The organism is Streptomyces sp. NPDC043952 (genome assembly GCF_056435325.1).
Map to the genome: position 1 here is coordinate 209,626 of NZ_JBWKES010000001.1, position 14,811 is coordinate 224,436.

A 14,811-nucleotide genomic window follows, 5' to 3' on the forward strand; every position below is an offset into this window, starting at 1 on the left:
CAGGCGCAAGGGGAGGGACGAGGGAGGGAGACTTCGCGGGTGTGGTGGGAAGCGACGAGGCCCACCCCCCACCCCCCCCCCCCCCCCCCCCCCGGCGTCCGGGTCACCTCGTGGCGCGGATCATCACCGTGAGAGCCGGTGAGGCCGGTGATGGCTGGCTCTCTCCGATGTCCTCATATCCCCATGAGCGGTAGAGCGCATGGACCTTGCCGTCACCGGCGGCTTTGTTGACCATGAGGGTCACGTACGGCTCCTCGCGGGCGGCGATCAGCTCGTCATGGATGCGCCGTGCAGTCCCGGTGCCTCGCCACGCGGGTCGTACGCCGATCTCCTTGAGGGCGAATGCCGCACGCTTGGTGTAGTCGTCCGCCGGCTCCGGCGACGTGCGCCGCCAGTACCGGTCACCGTGTTCGATGGCGTTGCCGTAGGCGTAGCCGACGGCCTGCCCGGCCGCGTATCCGAGAACGGCCGTGAAACCGGGTTCGCCGCCGTGCCGGTCCAGGCGCTCGCCGAAGGTGGTCACGGCGTAGTTCGGCAGATGGAGCAGTGGCGCGCGCACATCGGCGTACACGTCGAGCAAGTCGGCACGAACAGCGCCAAGTTCCGTGAACGTACGAAGTTCTGCGACATGTACCGGAGTCATGCGGTCCTCCAAGCGGCGACGTGCTCGGTCCAGGTGTGCACGGCAGTACCGCCCGGCGCGGTCGCCTTCAGTGCCGTGCCGAACCCCTGAAGCATGCTGGACACACGGGCGTGTTGGGTAGCGGCCTCGGCAGGGACCGTCATAGCGGTTTCCGTCGCCGCGTCGGCGTCGCCCTGCCCGAGCTGCGCGTGCGCCAAACGCGTCGTAGCGATAGCCCTGGAACGGACCATGTGGGGGCGCAGGGCGGAAAGACAACGATGAGCGTGGAACTCGGCTGTCTGGTAATCACCGAGTGACAGGTACGCCGACAGGGCCAAGGAGTCCAATTCGGCCTGGTCGTAGAAGGCGAGCAGCCACAGTGGCCTGTGGGCGTGTGGATCAGCCCGGAGCATGGCGTCTTGCGCCTGGTCGAATGCGCGACGGGTTCCGGTACTGTCCTGACCCACTCCTCGGATGGCCGCCTCCCGAGCCAGGCCGAGGCTTGCGAACAAGGGGTCTCGTCGCGTGATGTGCAGATTGCGCGCGACGTCGTTGGCGGCAAGGGCTTCTGCGGGACGGCCCATGTGCCGGTACATGGTTCCCGCGTGGCTCCAGATGCGGAACTTGATCGCCTGCTCCCCCGACAGTTCGGCGAGGACTTGGGCCTCACGCATGTGGGCGTGCGCGTCGCCGTAGCGGCGGCCGTCGATGGCTGCCCACATCGCTGACGAACGGAACGCAGCGGCGGCGGCGTACAAGCTGCTTCGTACGCGTTGCGAGGCGCTGCTCGTGTTCTGGAGCTGAAGCGCAGCATCAGCAAGTGTGCTGGCTTGCTGCTCTACGCCGAGTTGGCCGCCGTGCCGGTGATCGCGTTTGACGATCTCGGCAAAGCGCTGGTGCAAGCGCTCGATGTCACTCATACCGATGCGCTGGCTCGACGACGCCCGGACTGCGACTGGGGCAGCAGTAGCAAGGATGCCTCCGACGAGGGAGCGGCGCTTCATGGTGTCGGGGTCCTCCTGCATCGAAGCCGGTGCCGACGGCTTGCGTCCTTTGGGCACAAACCCCAAAGCAGTAGCGGGCAGCCCTGTGACCTCTTCAATCGCCCTGCGAGTTGCCGACTTCGGCCATCTGACCCGACCGGACTTCCAGTCCCGGACCGATGCACCGTCGTGTCCGCTGGCGTGCCCGGTGAGCCGTTCAACGGCCGAGTTGACGGCTTCGGCGAAGGTGTTGGAGCTGTATCCGTGCTCTTTCATCCACGCTTCGAGAACGGTGTTGCGCGTGGTGGCGTTCATGCGCGCACAGTATCGCCATGATTCCAGCCCGTCAGATAAAGGAATCACCAAATCACCCTAGGGCGTCCCACCGAAAGGGCAATCGATCGCCCTAACTGCCCAGGCAAAGAGGGGAGTTGTCTAAGCATCGGCCGCTCCTCCCTCAGGAGGCGGCTGTTGACGGCCCGAACTGCCTCCAAGCATGCGGGTTCAGGCACAGGCAACGACACCAGCGAAGGCTCCACACCATGACGGGTCTCAACACATCGGCGCGGACCACTTCCACCGGGCACCCCGCCTACAGCCAGACCTTCCCCTGCGCGCCGGAGACGGCCGGACGCGGACGCGGACTCGTCCGTCACGCCCTCGGCGCCTGGCACCTCGACCACCTCACCGACACCGCCGAACTGATCGTCTCGGAACTGGTCGCCAACGCCGCCAGACACACCTCGTGCCACTCACTCCGCCTCCTCGTCGGGCGGCCGGACCCGGCACGGGTGCACATCGGGGTGGTGGACCGGGCACCCTCACGCCTGCCCGTTCTCGGCTCCGCCGGCGCCGACGACGAATCCGGCCGGGGTCTGCTCCTGATCGACGCACTCGCGGACCGCTGGGGCTACACCCTTCTCGGCAGCCACCCGATCCGCGGCCCCTGGGGCAAGAAGACCTGGGCGGAGCTGGAGGCGGCAACGTGATTTCCGTTCCCGACGAGCGACGTGGACTGGACCGCGCCGCACAACTTCGCGGTACTCCACGGACGGCCACCACGGCCGCGGCATCGCCCACCCAACGGTGCTGAACGTGCCGTTCGCCGCAACGCTCGTCCCGGCGGCTACGCTCACCGAGCATGGCCGACACCCATGGCAGTGACGCAGGGCCCGATGCCTCCGTGATCGTGGCTCGCGACAACCACGGGCGGATCGCCGTCCTGACCGCGGAGTTCCCTCGGCATGGCGGCGAGTACCTGTTCCTGCCCGGCGGCAGGGCAGAGGCGGGAGAAACCCCTGAACAGTGCGCCCGCAGAGAGCTCCTCGAAGAGGCCGGCGTCACCGCTCGGCATTGGCGGCATCTGGGCTCGTACGCCATGAGTCTCGACTCCGCCGCCAGCGTCCACCTTTTCCAAGCAGACCAGCTCACCTGCGGGCCCCAGCAACTCATGCCGTGGGAGCCGGATTTCAAACTCACATGGTGGTCACTGGAGGAAGCACTCGAAGCCGTCGGCAATGGACGCTTCCTCCTGCAGGGCGGTCCCCTGGCCCTGCTCCTCGCGTCCCGGACACCGACCACCTCACCCAATGGACATTGATCACTCCGACGAGTCGAGAAGCGAAGCACCGGGGTGGCGTAGTCCCGCGAGCCGGGTGCGCATGCGGCCCTTCTCCTGTCAGCGGGACGGCCAGAGCAGTGCCTGGGCCACGATGACCCGTTCGCCGTCGAAGGTGACGGCGGGGCCCTCGTGGAGTTCGTAGCCGAGGGCCAGTGCCTCGCTGACCCGGTGGCAGAAGGCGGCGTCGTCGGGGCCGGTGAGGACGCGGTAGGCGGGGAGGCCGCCGGGGGGTGCGCTCATGGGGGCAAGGGTCGCAGGCGGGGCTGTCATCGGGACGCGGGCCCCTGTAGCTCCAGCCAGGGCCCATGGAGCCGCCTCTCCCGGACGAGTTCCACACGCGCGGGAAACCGCCCCGCACCCTGGACAGACAAGAAGGTTAGGCTAACCTAAGCATCGCACTTGTCCGGCGGGCGTCGCGCCCCGTTTGAAAGCGGTCCTCCCCATGTCCCATGCCCGTGCCATCCATCTCTCCCGCCGCGGCCTGCTCGCCGCGGGCGGCGCCGCAGGGCTCGGCGTCGCGCTCGCGGCCTGCGGGGGCGACAAGGGCAAAGCCAAGGGCGCCGGCAGCGGGTCGGCCGCGGCGAAGTCGGGACCCTGGTCGTTCAAGGACGACCGCGGCAAGACCGTGAAGCTCGACAAGGTGCCGGCGAACATCGTCGCCTTCACCGGCGTCGGCGCCGCGCTCTACGACTACGGCGTCCAGGTCAAGGGCGTCTTCGGCCCCACCACGACCAAGGGCGGCAAGCCCGACGTCCAGGCCGGCGACATGGACGTCAGCAAGGTGACCGTCCTCGGCAACACCTGGGGCCAGTTCAACGTCGAGAAGTACGCCGCCCTCTCCCCCGACGTGCTGATCACCACGATGTTCGACGGCGCCGGCACCCTCTGGTACGTCCCGGAGCAGTCCGCCAAGCAGATAGCCGAACTCGCCCCCAGCGTCGGCATCTCCGTCTACGACCGCCAGCTCACCCAGCCGCTCCAGCGGATGTGGGACCTCGCCGAGTCGCTCGGCGGCGACATGAAGGCCGCCAAGGTCACCGACGCCAAGAAGCGGTTCGAGGCGGCAGCCGCCCGGCTGCGGGCCGCCGCCAAGGCCAAGCCGCACATCAAGGTGATGGCCGGCAGCGCCAGCGACCAGCTGTTCTACGTCTCGGGCACGCATCTCTCCGTCGACCTGGAGTACTTCAAGGCCCTCGGCGTGAACTTCGTGGAGCCGCCGGAGAGCGCGAAGAAGCAGGGCGGCGGCTGGTACGAGTCGCTGAGCTGGGAGAACGTCGACAAGTACCAGGCCGACATCATCATGATGGACGACCGGTCCTCCGCCATCCAGCCCGCGGACATCACCCAGCCGACATGGAAGAAGCTGCCGGCGGTGAAGGCGGGCCAGGTCATCGCGCGGTCGCCCGAGCCGATCCTGTCGTACGACAAGTGCGTACCGCTGCTGACGACGCTCGCCGAGGCGCTGGAGAAGGCGAAGAAGGTCAGCTAGGCACCGCACCCCGATCGCAGGGGCGGCCCGGCCCGGCCGCGTACGCCGGTGCGTCGTGGCCGGACTGGCCGCCCCCCCAGGTTCGCCGCCGTCCCCCCGCTTCCCCCAGGAGCCCCCATGACCACGGCCGTTGCCGCCCCCTACCGGTTCTTCTCCCTCCAGGTCGTACGGACGCGGCGGCTCGGGCCGTCTCTCGTCCGGGTCACCTTCGGCGGGAGCGAGCTGTGCGACTTCCGCTCCGAGGGGCGCGACCAGTCCCTCTCGCTGTTCCTGCCGCACCCCGGCCAGCAAGAGCCCGTCGTACCGCTCGACCTGGGGGACGGATGGTGGCAGGCGTGGCGGGAACTGCCGGACGACGTACGGGCCGTGATGCGCTCGTACACCCTGCGGGAGCTGCGCCGCGACCCGGACGAGGTCGACATCGACTTCGCCCTGCACGGGGTCGGTCCCGGCGCCGCCACCCCCGCGGGACCCGCCTCCCGGTGGGCCGCACGGGCCGTCCCCGGCGACCGGGTACTGGTACTCGGGCCCGTGCTCGCCGACAACCGGGCCATCCGGTTCCGCCCGCCCGAGGACACCGATCTGGTGGTGATGTGGGGCGACGAGACCGCCGTGCCCGCCGCCACCGCGACCCTGGAGTCCCTTCCGGCGGGCACCCGCGTGCGCGCCTGGCTCCAGGTGCCGCACGCCGGTGACATCCAGGACGTGCGCACGGACGCCGACGCGGAGATCACCTGGCTGGTGCGGGGCGCGGGCGATTCCGACCCCCTCGACGCCGTGCGCGGCGCCCAACTCCCGCCCACGGGGCGCCCGTACGTCTGGATCGCCGGCGAGTCCGGTCAGGTGAAGGCGCTGCGGCGGCACTTCGTCCAGGAGCGCGGGGTCGACCGGCGCCGGGTGACCTTCGTCGGGTACTGGCGGCGCGGACTGACCGAGGAACAGCTCCGCGCGGCCGGCGAGTAGTTCCGGGCGGCGCCGAACAGCCGCCCCACCCCGTTTCGCAAGCGTTCCCCGCACCCGTGTGCCTTGATCCAAGAAACTTAGGTTAGGCTAACCTAAGTTAATCCCCACGGACTTCCCCCCGGAGGACCCCCCATGCGCTCCCACCTGCTCAATGGCCGCACGGCGGAGCACTACCGCCGCTCCGTGACCGAAGGAGTCGAGCGGGTGGCGGCCAAACTCGCCGCCACCGAGCGCCCGTTCACCGGCGTCACCGTGGACGAGCTGTCCCCCCGCGTCGACGCCATCGACCTCGACCGCCCGCTCGGCGACACCGCCGCCGTCCTCGACGAGCTGGAGGACGTCTACCTGAAGGACGCGGTCTACTTCCACCACCCCCGCTACCTCGCCCACCTCAACTGCCCGGTCGTCATCCCGGCCGTGCTCGGCGAGGCCGTGCTCTCCGCGGTCAACTCCTCGCTGGACACCTGGGACCAGTCGGCCGGCGGCACGCTCATCGAGCGCAAGCTGATCGACTGGACGACCGCGCGGATAGGCCTCGGGCCCGCCGCGGACGGCGTGTTCACCTCCGGCGGCAGCCAGTCCAACCTCCAGGCGCTGCTGCTGGCCCGCGAGGAGGCCAAGAACGGCGACCTCGCGAAACTGCGGATCTTCGCCTCCGAGGCCGGCCACTTCAGCGTGCAGAAGTCGGCGAAACTGCTCGGGCTCGGCCCCGACGCGGTCGTCACCGTCCCCGTCGACCGCGACAAGCGGATGCAGACCGTCGCCCTGGCCCGCGAGCTGGAGCGCTGCCACGCCGAGGGCCTGGTGCCCATGGCGGTCGTCGCCACCGCCGGCACCACCGACTTCGGCTCCATCGACCCGCTGCCCGAGATCGCCGAGCTGTGCGACCGCCACGGCGCGTGGCTGCACGTGGACGCGGCCTACGGCTGCGGGCTGCTCGCCTCGCGCAAGTACCGGCACCGCATCGACGGCATCGAGCGTGCCGACTCGGTGACCGTCGACTACCACAAGTCCTTCTTCCAGCCGGTGAGTTCGTCCGCCGTGCTGGTGCGCGACGGGGCCACCCTGCGGCACGCCACCTACCACGCCGAGTACCTCAACCCGCGCCGCGCGGTGCGCGAGCGCATCCCCAACCAGGTCGACAAGTCCCTCCAGACCACCCGCCGCTTCGACGCCCTCAAGCTGTGGCTGACGCTGCGCGTGATGGGCGCCGACGGCATCGGCGGACTCTTCGACGAGGTCTGCGACCTGGCCGTCCAGGGCTGGCACCTGCTCGCCGCCGACCCGCGCTACGACGTGGTGGTCGAGCCGTCCCTGTCCACCCTCGTCTTCCGCTACGTCCCGGCCGCCGTCACCGACCCGGCCGAGATCGACCGCGCCAACCTCCATGCCCGCAAGGCCCTGTTCGCCTCCGGTGACGCGGTGGTCGCGGGCACCAAGGTGGGCGGCCGCCACTACCTGAAGTTCACCCTGCTCAACCCCGAGACGACGGTGTCCGACATCGCCGCCGTCCTCGATCTCATCGCCGGCCACGCCGAGCAGTACCTGGGAGAGTCCCTTGACCGCGCTTCCTGAACCCAGCCGCATCCACGACCTCGTGGGGATCGGGCTCGGCCCCTTCAACCTCGGCCTCGCCTGCCTGACCGAGCCGATCGCCGAACTGGACGCCGTCTTCCTGGAGTCGAAGCCCGGCTTCGAGTGGCACGCCGGGATGTTCCTGGACGGCGCCCACCTCCAGACCCCGTTCATGTCGGACCTGGTCACCCTCGCCGACCCCACCTCGCCGTACTCCTTCCTCAACTACCTGAAGGAGAAGGGCCGGCTGTACTCCTTCTACATCCGCGAGAACTTCTACCCGCTGCGGGTGGAGTACGACGACTACTGCCGCTGGGCCGCCGGCAAGCTGAGCAGCGTCCGCTTCGGCACGACGGTCACCGAGGTGTCGTACGAGGACGGCCTGTACGCCGTGCGGACCGCGGCCGGCGACACCGTCCGCGCCCGGCACCTCGTGCTCGGCACCGGCACGGTGCCCTACCTCCCCGAGGCCTGCCGGGACCTCGGCGGGGACCTGCTGCACACCTCCCAGTACATGCACCGCAAGGCGGAGTTGCAGCGGAAGAAGTCCGTCACGGTCGTCGGCAGCGGGCAGAGCGCCGCCGAGATCTACTACGAGCTGCTGTCCGAGATCGACGTCCACGGCTACCAGCTCAACTGGGTCACCCGCTCCCCCCGGTTCTTCCCGCTGGAGTACACCAAGCTGACCCTGGAGATGACCTCCCCGGACTACATCGACTACTTCCGCGCGCTGCCCGAGGAGACCCGCTACCGGCTGGAGAAGCAGCAGAAGGGCCTGTTCAAGGGCATCAACTCGGACCTCATCGACGCGATCTTCGACCTGCTGTACCAGAAGAACGTGGCGAGCGGGGACCGGCCGGTGCCGACCCGGCTGCTCACCAACTCCTCGCTGAACAGCGCCCGTTACGACGGTGAGGCGTACACCCTGGGCTTCCGCCAGGACGAGCAGGGCAAGGACTTCGAGATCCGCACCGAGGGGCTGGTGCTGGCCACCGGCTACCACTACGCGCCCCCGGCCTTCCTCGCCCCGCTGCGCGAGCGGCTGCGCTTCGACGGCCACGGCCGCTTCGACGTGGCCCGCAACTACGCCATCGACGTCACCGGGCGCGGCGTCTTCCTCCAGAACGCCGGCGTCCACACCCACAGCATCACCAGCCCCGACCTGGGCATGGGCCCGTACCGCAACGCGTGCATCATCCGCGAGGTGCTCGGCAGCGAGTACTACCCGGTCGAGAAGTCCATCGCCTTCCAGGAGTTCGCCGTATGACCGCCCCGACCTTCACCTTCCGGCCCGTCGACCCGCTCCGGGACGCCGAGTTGCTGCACTCCTGGGTCACCCACCCGAAGGCCGCCTTCTGGATGATGCGGGAGGCGAAACTGGAGGACGTCGAGCGGGCGTACATGGAGATAGCCGCCGACGAGCACCACCACGCGCTGCTCGGGCTCCGGGACGGCGTCCCCGCCTTCCTCATGGAGAAGTACGACCCCGTCCACCGGGAGCTGGTCGGCCTCTACGAGCCGCGGCCGGGCGACGTCGGGATGCACTTCCTGACCCCCGCGACCGACACCCCCGAGCACGGGTTCACCAAGGCCGTCATCACCGCCGTCATGGCCCATCTCTTCGCGGACCCGGCCGTCGAGCGCGTGGTCGTGGAGCCGGACGTGCGCAACAAGGCGGTGCACGCGCTGAACGCGGCCGTCGGGTTCGTGGCCGAGCGTGAGATACGCAAGCCGGAGAAGACGGCCCTGCTGAGCTTCTGCACCCGCGAGCAGTTCACGAAGGCGGTGTCCGCGTGCTGACGCCCGCCGAGTCCGTGGCCCATCTGTCCCCCGAGCGCTGGGCGCGGGCCAACCGGCTGCTGCTCCGCAAGGCGCTCGCCGAGTTCGCGCACGAGCGCCTGATCACCCCCGAGGAGGACGGCGGGGGCTACGTCGTCCGCAGCGACGACGGCCTCACCGCCTACCGGTTCACCGCCGTGCGGCGCGCCCTCGACCACTGGGAGGTGGACGCCGGCTCGATCACCCGGCGGCGCGACGGCGCGGAACTCCCGCTCGCCGCCCTGGACTTCTTCATCGAGCTGAAGGACTCCCTGGGCCTGAGCGACGCCATCCTGCCCGTCTACCTAGAGGAGATCTCCTCCACCCTCTCCGGCACCTGCTACAAGCTCGCCAAACACCAGCTCACCTCCGCCGAGTTGGCGTCGAGCGGCTTCCAGGCGATCGAGACCGGGATGACCGAGGGCCACCCCTGCTTCGTCGCGAACAACGGGCGGCTCGGCTTCGGGGTCCACGAGTACCTGGCGTACGCCCCGGAGACCGCGCACCCCGTCCGGCTGCTGTGGCTGGCCGCGCACCGCTCCCGCGCCGCGTTCACGGCGGGCGCCGGCATCGAGTACGAGGGCTTCGTCCGGGCCGAGTTGGGCGAGGAGACCGTCGAGCGGTTCCGGCGGACGCTGACCGGGCAGGGCCTCGACCCGGCCGACTACCTCCTCATCCCGGTCCACCCCTGGCAGTGGTGGAACAAGCTGTCCGTCACCTTCGCGGCGGAGGTGGCCCGCAGGCACCTCGTCCCGCTCGGCGAGGGCGACGACGAGTACCTGGCCCAGCAGTCCATCCGGACCTTCTTCAACACCAGCGCCCCGCACAAGCACTATGTGAAGACGGCCCTGTCCGTCCTCAACATGGGCTTCATGCGCGGACTCTCGGCCGCCTACATGGAGGCGACCCCCGCCATCAACGACTGGCTCGCGCAGCTCATCGAGGGCGACCCGGTGCTCAAGGGCAGCGGCCTGACGATCATCCGCGAACGGGCCGCCGTCGGCTACCGGCACCTGGAGTACGAGCGGGCCACCGACCGCTACTCCCCCTACCGCAAGATGCTGGCCGCGCTGTGGCGGGAGAGCCCGGTGCCCTCCCTCCAGGACGGCGAGACGCTCGCCACCATGGCCTCCCTGCTGCACGTCGACCACGAGGGCGCGTCCTTCGCGGGCGCCCTGATCGAACGGTCCGGACTCGAACCCGCCGCATGGCTGCGCCGGTACCTGCGGGCCTACTACACCCCGCTGCTGCACAGCCTCTACGCCTACGACCTGGCGTTCATGCCGCACGGCGAGAACACCATCCTGGTGCTGCGGGACGGGGTCGTGCAGCGGGCCGTCTACAAGGACATCGCCGAGGAGATCGTGGTGATGGACCCGGACGCCGTGCTGCCGCCGGAGGTCGCCCGCATCCGGGCCGACATCCCCAAGGACCAGAAGCTGCTGTCGATCTTCACCGACGTCTTCGACTGCTTCTTCCGCTTCCTGTCCGCGAACCTCGCCGCCGAAGGAGTCCTCACCGAGGACGAGTTCTGGCGCACGGTCGCGGAGGTCTCCCGTGAGTACCAGGAGGCGAATCCCCAACTCGCCGACCGGTTCCGGCAGTACGACCTGTTCGCCCCCGAGTTCGCGCTGTCCTGCCTCAACCGGCTCCAGTTGCGCGACAACCGGCAGATGGTGGACCTCGCGGACCCCTCCGCGGCGCTCCAGCTGGTGGGCACGCTGCGCAACCCACTGGCCGGTCGCTGACACCAACGCCTGTACCGGGCAGCCGCGTTGGGCGCGGACGGGCGGGCGCCCCGGAGTACGGTCCTCCGGGGCGCCCGTTCACCTTCCGCTCAGCCGTCGGTCCAGGGCACCTGCGGCGACCGGTAGTACCCGATGCCGAGGGCGTCCCAGCGCGGGGCCTGCGCGGCCAGCCGTACCTGGTAGGTGTCCCAGTCGTGGGTGGCGGCGGGCGACCAGCCCAGCTCGGCCGCGCCCGGCAGCCGCGGGAACGCCATGTAGTCGATGTCGGCCGGCGTCTTCAGCGTCTCCGACCACAGTGGCGCCTCCACCCCCTTGACCGCCGACGCGGGGGCGCCCGGCAGATAGGCGCCCGGATCCCAGTCGTACGACCGCCGGACCTCGACCAGCCCGGCCCAGCTGAGCCCGAGCGGGGTGTCCTTGGTGTACTTCATGTCGAGGTAGACCCGGTCGGCCGGGGACAGGATCAGCCCCGTGCCGTTCCGCGCGGCCGCGGCGACCTGCTCCTTCTCGGCCGCGCTGGTGCTGTCCAGCCCCCAGTACAGGGCGAGCGCCCCCTTGGCCGGGTGGGCGCCGGTGAGCTGGTGCCAGCCGATGACCGTCTTGCCGTACTTCGCGACGATCGGCTGCACGCGGTCCATGAAGGTCACGTAGTCGGCGTGGCTGGTGGAGTGCGCCTCGTCGCCGCCGATGTGCAGATAGCGGCCCGGCGTGAGCGCGGCCAGTTCCCCGATGACGTCGTTCACGAAGGTGTAGGTGACGTCCTTGGACACGCACAGCGAGCTGAAGCCGACCTCGGTGCCGGTGTAGCGCGGGGGCGCCACGCCGTCGCAGTTCAGCTTCGCGTAGGAGGCGAGGGCCGCGTTGGTGTGGCCGGGCATGTCGATCTCCGGCACGACCTCCATGTAGCGGGAGGCGGCGTAGGAGACGAGCTGCCGGTACTCGTCCTGGGTGTAGAAGCCGCCCTTGCCGCCGCCGACCTCGGTGCCGCCGCCGTAACGGGCGAGCCGGGGCCAGGAGTTGATGGCGATGCGCCAGCCCTGGTCGTCGCTGAGGTGCAGATGCAGCTCGTTGACCTTGTAGAGGGCGAGTTCGTCGATGTACCGCTTCACCTGGGCGACGGTGAAGAAGTGCCGGGAGACGTCCAGCATGGCGCCGCGGTAGGCGTAGCGGGGGTGGTCCTCGATGGTGCCGCCGGCGATCTGCCAGCTCGCACGCTGGACGGTCTTCTTCTCGACGGCGGCCGGGAGGAGTTGGCGCAGCGTCTGCACACCGTGGAAGAGGCCGGCCGGGGCGCTCGCGGTGAGCGTGACACCGGAGGGGTTGCTGCTCAGCCGGTAGCCCTCGGCGCCGTAGCCGCCCTTCGCCAGGCGCAGCCGGATGCCGCCGCTGCCGTGCCCGGTGAGCGGCAGCGGGTAGCCGGTGGAGGGCCGCAGGATGCCGGCGAGGTAGGCGCCGACGCGGCGGACCGCGGCCGGGCCGGCCACGCGGACAGCGGTGCCGCGGGTGATGCGGTACGGGGCGCCGCCGGGGGTGACGGAGGCGGGGGCCGGGATCACCTGGTTCAGCGGGGTGGCGCGGGCCTCGGGCGGGGCGGGGGCGGCGCCGAGGGTGAAGACGCCGGCCGCCGCGACGAGCAGCAGCGAACCAAGGACGCGGGCGGTTCGGGGAGTCGTACGGTCATTCCGTGTCACATGCGCTCCCTTCGGGTCTTGTCGGGACCACTGTCCCACCGGGGGCGGCAAGGGAGCTGGAGTGACGTAGGACACAGTGGGCGAACAGGAGTTCAGCGCGCCACCCGGCACCCCGGTGCCCGATATCGGGCAGGATTCTTGCGAAACCGACGCCGGTACCCGAGGATCTACGGGTGCACGACGAACTCGTAGATCATCTGACGCGGTCGACGCCCCTCGGCAGGGGCGAGGCGCTGCGGGTGATCCAGGACGTGCTCGCCTATTTCGACGAGTCGACGGAGGATTTCGTCCGTCGCCGCCACCGCGAACTCCAGGCCCGCGGCCTGGTGAACGCGGAGATCTTCGAACGGATCGGGGCGGACCTCAGATATCGAGCGGTGGCACCGCCCGAGCTGACGCTCAGGCAGCTGCGCCGCATCGTCTACGGCTAGGAATACCTGTATATGTGCGGAATTGTCGGTTACATCGGGAAGCGTGATGTCGCCCCCCTCCTCCTGGAGGGCCTCCAGCGGCTGGAGTACCGCGGGTACGACTCCGCGGGCATCGTGGTCACCTCCCCGAAGGCGCCCGGCCTGAAGATGGTCAAGGCCAAGGGCCGGGTGCGCGACCTGGAGGCCAAGGTCCCGGCGCGCTTCAAGGGCACCACCGGCATCGCCCACACCCGCTGGGCCACCCACGGCGCCCCCTCCGACGTGAACGCCCACCCGCACATGTCGGCCGACAACAAGGTCGCCGTCGTGCACAACGGCATCATCGACAACGCCGCCGACCTGCGCCGCAAGCTGGAGGCGGAGGGCGTCGAGTTCCTCTCCGAGACCGACACCGAGGTGCTCACCCACCTCATCGCCCGCGCCGGCGCCGAGAAGCTGGAGGACAAGGTCCGCCAGGCGGTCCGGCTGATCGAGGGCACGTACGGCATCGCCGTGCTGCACGCCGACTTCCCGGACCGGATCGTGGTGGCCCGCAACGGTTCCCCGGTCGTGCTCGGCATCGGCGAGAAGGAGATGTTCGTCGCCTCGGACATCGCCGCGCTGGTCATGCACACCCGGCAGATAGTGACGCTGGACGACGGCGAGATGGCCACCCTCAAGGCCGACGACTTCCGCACCTACACCACCGAGGGCACGCGCACCACCGCCGAGCCCACCACGGTGGAGTGGGAGGCCGAGTCGTACGACATGGGCGGCCACGACACCTACATGCACAAGGAGATCTTCGAGCAGGCCGACGCGGTGGACCGGGTGCTGCGCGGCCGGATCGACGACCGCTTCTCCACCGTGCACCTCGGCGGCCTCAACCTGGACGCCCGCGAGGCCCGGCAGATCCGCCGGGTGAAGATCCTCGGCTGCGGCACCTCGTACCACGCGGGGCTCATCGGCGCCCAGATGATCGAGGAGCTGGCCCGGATCCCCGCGGACGCCGAGCCGGCCTCCGAGTTCCGCTACCGCAACGCGGTCGTGGACCCCGACACGCTGTACGTCGCGGTCTCCCAGTCCGGTGAGACGTACGACGTGCTCGCCGCCGTGCAGGAGCTCAAGCGCAAGGGCGCGCGGGTCTTCGGCGTCGTCAACGTGGTGGGCTCCGCGATCGCCCGTGAGGCGGACGCCGGGATCTATGTGCACGCGGGCCCCGAGGTCTGCGTCGTCTCGACCAAGTGCTTCACCAACACCACGGTCGCCTTCGCGCTGCTCGCGCTGCACCTGGGCCGCACCCGCGACCTCTCGGTGCGCGACGGCAAGCGGATCATCGAGGGCCTGCGCCGGCTGCCCGACCAGATCACCGAGATCCTCAAGCAGGAGGAGCAGATCAAGGAGCTGGCCGAGCTGTACGCCGGCGCCCGCTCGATGCTGTTCATCGGCCGGGTCCGCGGCTACCCGGTCGCCCGCGAGGCCTCCCTCAAGCTCAAGGAGGTCTCCTACATCCACGCCGAGGCCTACCCCGCCTCCGAGCTGAAGCACGGCCCGCTGGCCCTGATCGAGCCCGCCCTGCCGACGGTCGCGATCATCCCGGACGACGATCTGCTGGAGAAGAACCGCGCCGCCCTGGAGGAGATCAAGGCCCGCTCGGGCAAGATCCTCGCCGTGGCCCACCGGCACCAGGAGAAGGCCGACCAGACGATCGTCGTCCCGAAGAACGAGGACGAACTCGACCCGATCCTGATGGGCATCCCGCTCCAGCTCCTCGCCTACCACACGGCGAAGGCCCTGGGCCGCGACATCGACAAGCCGCGGAACCTGGCGAAGTCGGTGACGGTCGAGTAGGGACCGCCGCAGCCGGACGAACGAACCCCCCGTGCGCCGC

Annotated in this window: 14 protein-coding genes; 10 read left to right on the plus strand and 4 right to left on the minus strand. The window is 69.8% G+C overall.

Going from position 1 to position 14,811, the window contains the following annotated elements; genetic code table 11:
• Window positions 1-103: 103 nt before the first annotated feature.
• Both AC069R_RS00960 and AC069R_RS00965 read right to left on the minus strand, forming a co-directional pair.
• Entirely contained in the window at window positions 104-643 is a 540-nt protein-coding gene (locus tag AC069R_RS00960; RefSeq protein ID WP_478763390.1) for an N-acetyltransferase family protein, read from the minus strand.
• Window positions 640-1,920, minus strand: coding sequence for an XRE family transcriptional regulator (locus AC069R_RS00965; protein ID WP_478763392.1), 1,281 nt, complete (start codon window positions 1,918-1,920; stop codon window positions 640-642). The genes AC069R_RS00960 and AC069R_RS00965 overlap by 4 nt, the downstream gene beginning before the upstream one ends.
• Window positions 1,921-2,147: 227 nt before the next feature.
• On the opposite strand from AC069R_RS00965, the gene AC069R_RS00970 reads away from it, so the two are divergent.
• Both AC069R_RS00970 and AC069R_RS00975 read left to right on the plus strand, forming a co-directional pair.
• Window positions 2,148-2,594 (plus strand): ATP-binding protein, encoded by a 447-nt coding sequence (locus tag AC069R_RS00970; protein WP_478763393.1) that lies wholly within the window; start codon window positions 2,148-2,150, stop codon window positions 2,592-2,594.
• A 152-nt stretch (window positions 2,595-2,746) separates the two neighbouring features.
• Window positions 2,747-3,205, plus strand: a complete 459-nt coding sequence (locus tag AC069R_RS00975; RefSeq protein WP_478763395.1) for an NUDIX hydrolase — start codon at window positions 2,747-2,749, stop codon at window positions 3,203-3,205.
• Window positions 3,206-3,283: 78 nt separating this feature from the next.
• Here AC069R_RS00975 and AC069R_RS00980 read toward each other — a convergent pair whose 3' ends face one another.
• Window positions 3,284-3,466 carry a DUF1737 domain-containing protein gene (locus AC069R_RS00980; protein WP_478763397.1) on the minus strand — a complete coding sequence of 61 codons (183 nt, stop codon included), beginning with the start codon at window positions 3,464-3,466 and terminating at the stop codon, window positions 3,284-3,286.
• Window positions 3,467-3,668: 202 nt separating this feature from the next.
• Here AC069R_RS00980 and AC069R_RS00985 point away from each other — a divergent pair, with 202 nt between their 5' ends.
• From AC069R_RS00985 to AC069R_RS01010, 6 genes are all read left to right on the plus strand, one after another.
• Window positions 3,669-4,715, plus strand: coding sequence for an ABC transporter substrate-binding protein (locus tag AC069R_RS00985; protein WP_478763399.1), 1,047 nt, complete (start codon window positions 3,669-3,671; stop codon window positions 4,713-4,715).
• A gap of 117 nt (window positions 4,716-4,832) precedes the next feature.
• Window positions 4,833-5,678, plus strand: coding sequence for a siderophore-interacting protein (locus tag AC069R_RS00990; RefSeq protein ID WP_478763401.1), 846 nt, complete (start codon window positions 4,833-4,835; stop codon window positions 5,676-5,678).
• A gap of 132 nt (window positions 5,679-5,810) precedes the next feature.
• Window positions 5,811-7,253, plus strand: coding sequence for a lysine decarboxylase DesA (gene desA, locus AC069R_RS00995; protein WP_478763404.1), 1,443 nt, complete (start codon window positions 5,811-5,813; stop codon window positions 7,251-7,253).
• Complete coding sequence (locus AC069R_RS01000; protein ID WP_478763405.1) at window positions 7,237-8,520, plus strand: lysine N(6)-hydroxylase/L-ornithine N(5)-oxygenase family protein; 1,284 nt, start codon at window positions 7,237-7,239, stop codon at window positions 8,518-8,520. Before desA ends, AC069R_RS01000 begins: the two co-directional genes overlap by 17 nt.
• Complete coding sequence (locus AC069R_RS01005) at window positions 8,517-9,053, plus strand: GNAT family N-acetyltransferase (protein ID WP_478763407.1); 537 nt, start codon at window positions 8,517-8,519, stop codon at window positions 9,051-9,053. The genes AC069R_RS01000 and AC069R_RS01005 overlap by 4 nt, the downstream gene beginning before the upstream one ends.
• Entirely contained in the window at window positions 9,050-10,819 is a 1,770-nt protein-coding gene (locus AC069R_RS01010; protein WP_478763686.1) for an IucA/IucC family protein, read from the plus strand. Before AC069R_RS01005 ends, AC069R_RS01010 begins: the two co-directional genes overlap by 4 nt.
• 89 nt (window positions 10,820-10,908) lie before the next feature.
• On the opposite strand, the gene AC069R_RS01015 is transcribed toward AC069R_RS01010, so the two are convergent.
• Window positions 10,909-12,510, minus strand: coding sequence for a beta-N-acetylhexosaminidase (locus AC069R_RS01015; RefSeq protein WP_478763409.1), 1,602 nt, complete (start codon window positions 12,508-12,510; stop codon window positions 10,909-10,911).
• 173 nt (window positions 12,511-12,683) lie between these two features.
• Here AC069R_RS01015 and AC069R_RS01020 point away from each other — a divergent pair, with 173 nt between their 5' ends.
• Both AC069R_RS01020 and glmS read left to right on the plus strand, forming a co-directional pair.
• Window positions 12,684-12,941 (plus strand): hypothetical protein, encoded by a 258-nt coding sequence (locus AC069R_RS01020; protein WP_397985815.1) that lies wholly within the window; start codon window positions 12,684-12,686, stop codon window positions 12,939-12,941.
• A 12-nt stretch (window positions 12,942-12,953) separates the two neighbouring features.
• A complete protein-coding gene (gene glmS / locus AC069R_RS01025; protein ID WP_397985814.1) occupies window positions 12,954-14,771 on the plus strand; it encodes a glutamine--fructose-6-phosphate transaminase (isomerizing) in 1,818 nt (605 codons plus the stop codon).
• Window positions 14,772-14,811 lie beyond the last annotated feature (40 nt).